The following is a 4,611-nucleotide window of genomic DNA, read 5'->3' as shown; positions in this document are numbered from 1 at the left end:
ATCAACACCGGCCCAAGGCCTTGATCAGTCAACCTGCTAGCACAGGAGAAGGATCCATGCCCAAGGGTATCGGTGCGTCCGCACCCATTTCAAACACCCCGTCTGACCAGGCGTTCGGCGCCCGTCGTCGAGCCCGTCCCCCGGTTTCGGAGCGCGGACGGAGCGTCCGGCGCGCGACATCCCCTACCAGCCGGTTCAGTAAGATCGCCCACCGGTGGTCTCGCGACGAACGGCTGTCGTGGAAGGCCCGCGGTCTCCTGGCCTGGCTGAACTCCCACGCGCCCGGGTTCCGGATCTCGGAGAAGCGCATCATCTGCGCCGCCCCCGACGGCCGCGACGCGACCCGCACCGCCATCAGGGAGTTGGAGTCCCACGGCTACCTCGTGCGCGAACGCGAACGAGGTAGCGACGGCAGGCTCGGCGGCGTCGACTACATCCTGTGCGAGCCCTGGGCACCCCCACCCGACCCCGAAGAGACCGCCCCCACCGAAGACACCGCCCCCGCCCCAACCCCGGTCCCGAGGGCCATCCGGCCCTCACCTGCGACGGAAAACCCGCCGCTGGCCTCGACCTGCGCCGACACCGTAAATCCCCAGGTCACCACCTACGACGGGAAAACCAACGCTGGGAAATCCACCCCCATAAGAAGAACAGAAAAGCAAGAAGACCAGCACCCCGAGAAGATCAGAAAAGCCCTGCCTCTTCTCGCCGCAGGCGAGCGTGCGGACCGTACCGCGCGAGACGCCGCCACGACGCCTGCGGCGAAGCCCGAAGAACTCACCCGGATGGCCGCCACCGTCCTCGCCAGACTGCCCGGCCACTACCGCGACACCCCGCCCTGGCTACGCTCCCGGCTGCTGAAGAGGATCTCCGAGGCCCTGGTCCATCACGCCCCCCTGGCCGTCGTCGACTACTGCGCCAAGTTCGCCGCCGACCCGAGATTCGGCGACTACGAGCACCTGCGCCGTTTCGACGACGTCCTCAGAAAGCTGACCGCCGATGTCGCCGACGGCACCACCTGCCCCGGCTGCGGACGCGACCCCCGCCATCCGTTCTGCGCCGCCGATATCGAAGGCGGCTGTCGATGAAACGGCAGGCATCACGCTCGGCGAGCTCTGACCTCCTGATGACCATAGGTCTCCGGGTCAGCTTTGAATCTTCCGCCCGATGTATGCGATCACGGCTGTGCCGTCTTCGCGACAGAGCCGGAAATGCAGCCGACCGGCGTTCGGCGTCATCCGGGCATGCAGGTCGAACACCCTGGTCATCCCGTCCAGGTCGGTGAACCCGCACAGACGCTTCCGTGTTTCGGACTCAGGTGTGACCCTGGTGTGCCAGGCCGGTTCAGGGGATTTCCGGGTGTCCCGTGCGTTCATGGAGGCGTCCAGTCCAAGCAATAGATCTTTGACCGGGGCCAGCCAGTAATGATGAAGCCTCATGAGGTCTTCTTCGACCCGATCGAGAAACCGCAGGTGAGGAAAGAAGTCTGCACGAGAGTCCCAGAGAGCTTGACCGGTCCTGATGTCAGCCAACCCCGTCGCCTTCGCCCACTCCTCGTGGACGGTCAGATGTTCGATCACGGAAGCATGCCTGACCTCCACTTCTTCCATGCGAAGATGGAGGGTCCCGTCGTCGATCTCCTCCAAGACGCTCCGCCTCGGAAGAATCCACTCACGGTTCCAACGCTCTTCAAGCGGAAAGCTGACCGGGAGGCCGTCGATCAGGTGAGCGGTCCCGATCCCGTCGGTACGGCTTTCATGGAACCGGTATTCGACCTCACCGGGGCCTGTCCAGTTTGGTGATGGTCGCGGGGATGTTCAGCCGATGCCACAGTTGGTCGAGGACGAAGGTGCCGCCGTAGGGGCGTGACTCCAGGAACACCAGCTCCGTGTCGGCGGTGGTGGCAATGCGGCGGCGGGTTCGAGCAGCTTTGATAGAGACGCGACCAGGCGCTTGATCGCGTCCCGGTCGAGCTGGTCCTCTCGGCCGAAACTGTGCAGGATCGTGGGCACGGACCTGCCTGCCGCGCTGTCCCGCGCGCTGTGGGCCAGGTGCAGGGAGCGGATCTCGGAGCCGCTCTTGTTCCTGCGGGTGGTCGTCTTCACGTACATCGTCTCTAGAGACTACGCACAGACATTCGCGTTCACCTGCCGTGACGCGGCGAGGCGCGTCCCTAGGCGGTTTCCCGTCCGCCGCACCACGCCAACACGCTGACCTGCAGCTTCATCCTGTCATCGTCTCCAGACGACCCGAATTACGTCGAACACAGGTCACCCCGACCGGTTCCTCCTGGATCAATCAGGTCGAGCGCTGGTTCGGCTTCCTGAGCGATCAGATGATTCGCCGCGGCGCACAATGGCCGGCGCAAGTCGATCCAGCCGATGGCCGAGCGGTTGCCCGACGGCGACATGCAGGCCCTGCAGCAGTTCGTCAACCAGTCGCCGTGGGAGCACACCGCGGTGCTGCGCGCGGTGGCCCGCAAGACGGTCCCGATCGTCGATCCGCAGGTGTGGGTGATCAACGATGTGTCCTTCCCCAAGGACGGGAAGATGTCGGCAGCGGTGGCCCGCCAGTGGTGCGGGGCACTGGGCAAGCAGGCCAACTGTCAGGTCGCGGTCAGCCTGCACGCCGCATCCGACACCGCGTCCGTGTCGATCTCCTGGCGGCTGTTCCTGCCCAAGGAGTGGGACGACGACGCCGGACGCCGCTCCAGGGCCGAGACACCGGATGAGGTCAGACACCGGGAGAAGTGGCGGCTGGCGTTGGATCTGATCGACGAGGCGATCGGCTGGGGCCTGGCCCCGCAGGTGATCGTCGCCGACGCCGGCTATGGCCAGAACGCCGCGTTCCGCCACGCCCTGGCCGAGCGGGGCCTGGACTTCGTCGTCGCGGTCCGCTCCGATGAGTCCGCGCACCCGCACGATGCGCTGCCCACCGTGCCCGCTCGGAGTGGGAACGGCCGCAAGCCCGCCGCCCGCTACCGCGCCCCGGCGTCCTCGCTGAAGGAGTTGGCCGCCGAGACGGGGCGCGTAAGCTACCGGCGGGTGACCTGGCGGAAGGGTTCCAAAGGCCCGATGCGCTCCCGGTTTCGTGTCCAGACCGTGCGTCCGGCCGGGGTTGCGGCCCGTAGGCACGCGAGGTCGCAGGCCTGCGGGGCGGCCGGCTGGGACGGGGTCTTGCCCGCGGTGACGTTGCCGACCGAGTGGCCGACCGGTGCTGCGGCGCCCACCGAGTACTGGCTGACCAGCCTGGGTGAGCAGGTGCCGCTGCGGCGCCTGGTCCGCCTGGCCAAGATGCGCTGGCGCATCGAGCACGACTACCGGGAGATGAAACACGGTCTGGGCCCGGACCACTTCGAGGGCCGCACCTGGCGCGGCTGGCACCACCACGCCACCCTGGTCACCGCCGCTCACGCCTTCCTGACGCTCCGGCGTCTGGACCCAAAAGCCCCGGCGCCGGCCTGACCTTCTACCAAGTCCTGGCCGCACTCCAGGACCTCATCCACGCATGGACCGGCGCGTGTCCCACCTGCCACCGCGACCTACCTGCCGCAGCACGGCCAGAACACCACCCACCCGAACCAACCTAACGAAGTACTACTAGTGCGACGTTCCTCATTGGATGTACAGATCCACATCGGCCGAGGACGCGGGAGAGGCCGCCATGCGGGCTCGGCTTTCGCGTTCTCCATTGAGGAATGGAGCGCCAGGGCTTGTCTTCGAAAGTGGTCTGGGGTGTGCGAGACCATCTTCGGGTGACCCGCCGCCATGAGCCAGCAGACCAGGAATGGGAGAGGCTTCGCGAGCTTCTCTCACCCGGCCGGACGGGTCACTCCCGCGAAGACGGCCGGCGCATCCTCAGCGGCATCGGGTGGAAGGTCCGCGCCGGCTCAGCCTGGCGAACGGAACAGCACGGCGGCGTAACCGTCCGGGGTGGTCGTGCGAGGGATCGTTCAAGCGCCGGGGTTTTCGAGGGTGAAACGCCTTTCGAACCAGGACGGTGACTCCCGGGAGAATCGGGAAGGTCACGACGCATCTTATCGAGGCGCTCTTCCCGGCCGACGAAGCGGCGCTTTCACCCGGCCGCGCCCCTGGTCGGCGACGGTCCGCTACGGAAGAGGCGACGACGTGTTCTTCGACGCCTCCCGCGTGGCCGGTGAAGCCTTCACGAACCGGGGTCTCGCTCGTTCGCGAGCGCTACCACAGGGCGTTATTGCAGTAGCTCTCCCCGTAATAGCTGTCCCAGTCGTCACCGTCATTACCGCCATTATGGTCGGCGTACCACTGCCAGATGTACTTCCCAAAATGGGGGTCCCATTCGGAGGACCGGATGTAGTGGTTACCGGTCTTGTGGTAGTGACCGCGCGCCATCCTCGGAGCCTCTGCGCCGGCGCCGCCGTTGATCCAGGTCGAGCCCCAGCTGCACCGGGTGTCCGCGTGTGCCGCTGTGGTCCCGCCCGTGACGACCATGGCCCCTGCCAGGGAAACGGCCGCGGTGCCGAGAGCCCCCCACCGCTTCAGGGCCCCGGCGTTGATTCGCTATGTCCAGTTCCGGCATGTTGGTCAGATGTTGTAGACGGCGAATGCGGCATTGCGGTCGAGGAGGTCGCGG

Annotated in this window: 3 protein-coding genes and 2 pseudogenes; 3 read left to right on the top strand and 2 right to left on the bottom strand. The window is 66.6% G+C overall.

Annotation, left to right across the window (positions count from 1 at the left end; all coding sequences use genetic code 11):
- Positions 1-56 precede the first annotated feature (56 nt).
- Positions 57-1,088 carry a helix-turn-helix domain-containing protein gene (locus tag BM085_RS44090; RefSeq protein WP_143121344.1) on the top strand — a complete coding sequence of 344 codons (1,032 nt, stop codon included), beginning with the start codon at positions 57-59 and terminating at the stop codon, positions 1,086-1,088.
- 57 nt (positions 1,089-1,145) lie between these two features.
- Here the strand turns inward: BM085_RS44090 and BM085_RS42430 are convergent, their stop codons facing one another.
- Together BM085_RS42430 and BM085_RS47680 are read right to left on the bottom strand one after the other, a co-directional pair.
- Complete coding sequence (locus tag BM085_RS42430; protein ID WP_093892370.1) at positions 1,146-1,646, bottom strand: hypothetical protein; 501 nt, start codon at positions 1,644-1,646, stop codon at positions 1,146-1,148.
- A 145-nt stretch (positions 1,647-1,791) separates the two neighbouring features.
- A pseudogene (locus BM085_RS47680) lies at positions 1,792-2,111 on the bottom strand (IS1634 family transposase); the annotation flags it as partial.
- A 243-nt stretch (positions 2,112-2,354) separates the two neighbouring features.
- On the opposite strand from BM085_RS47680, the pseudogene BM085_RS42420 reads away from it, so the two are divergent.
- A pseudogene (locus BM085_RS42420) lies at positions 2,355-3,464 on the top strand (IS701 family transposase); the annotation flags it as partial.
- 233 nt (positions 3,465-3,697) lie between these two features.
- Positions 3,698-4,003 (top strand): transposase, encoded by a 306-nt coding sequence (locus tag BM085_RS47675; protein WP_093892367.1) that lies wholly within the window; start codon positions 3,698-3,700, stop codon positions 4,001-4,003.
- Positions 4,004-4,611: the final 608 nt, after the last annotated feature.

This window comes from Streptosporangium canum, from assembly GCF_900113865.1.
In the GTDB taxonomy this organism is placed as follows: Bacteria; Actinomycetota; Actinomycetes; order Streptosporangiales; family Streptosporangiaceae; genus Streptosporangium; species Streptosporangium canum.
This window is presented reverse-complemented; position numbering and strand designations above follow the sequence as displayed.